Source organism: Bacillus sp. LR--39 (assembly GCF_053613335.1).
This window is the reverse complement of sequence record NZ_JBSIOT010000724.1, coordinates 1-771: the sequence shown is the minus strand read 5'-3', so window position 1 is coordinate 771 and position 771 is coordinate 1. Positions and strand designations below refer to the sequence as shown.

General features: G+C 45.4%; 1 protein-coding gene and 1 pseudogene. Both read left to right on the top strand.

Going from position 1 to position 771, the window contains the following annotated elements; translation table 11 throughout:
* Positions 1 to 303: TOBE domain-containing protein (locus ACWHAR_RS26120; protein WP_452088303.1), on the top strand; the 303-nt coding region annotated here is incomplete at its 5' end.
* Between the two features lie 26 nt (positions 304 to 329).
* A pseudogene (locus ACWHAR_RS26115) lies at positions 330 to 536 on the top strand (aldo/keto reductase); the annotation flags it as partial.
* Positions 537 to 771 lie beyond the last annotated feature (235 nt).

The following is a 771-nucleotide window of genomic DNA, read 5'->3' as shown; positions in this document are numbered from 1 at the left end:
AAAGCAAAGCGGCTTAGACAAAAGGGTTACGCCGGAGAACAGATGATTGCCGGCATCCGGCCGGAGCATATCACACATGTGGCAGGGAATGAACAGCTGTTTGATTCAGTGTGTAAAGCAAAGGTGGAAGTGAATGAAAATCTGGGAGCGGAGCTGATTGTCCATGTCACAAGCGGGGACGAGCGGCTGACGGTTCGCCTGAATGGGAACACGCGAATTGCCGCAGGCGATTCGATTCAGCTGGCAGTGAAAATGGATCACGCCGTCTTTTTCGATGCGGAGACGGAAGAGGCTGTGTATTAGGAAAGGTGCTCCTGAAAAGGCATCTTCAGCTTGAGCAAATTGCAGGAAAGCATCATAAAACAATTTCTAAGTGATCTTACGCTGGCATATCTAGCCCGGTGCTGTCCCGATTCCAAAATCAGCACCGCTAGACAGCCAGCCTGTAAATATCTCTGTTTTTGATTTCTCCTTGAAGAAAACGACATGAAGATCATCATTCGCTTACCCGCCCGGACGTACCCATAAACGGTTAAGAGCATGAAGAGTTTTAAGAGAAGAATTACTTAATAAAGGACGTGGTACAGCGGCCGTCCTTTTCAGCAAATTAATTATCCCGTAATCACAGCTGCCCTGCTGATTTTAAGTCTTTCACTTGCCGTTACATTTATTTTTCGGTTTGGATCTGACACAACTATATTAAACACTTTTTTGATTGTTGCTAACGAGGAACCACCAAATTTGACTACCTTCATATCTACATCTCCTAAT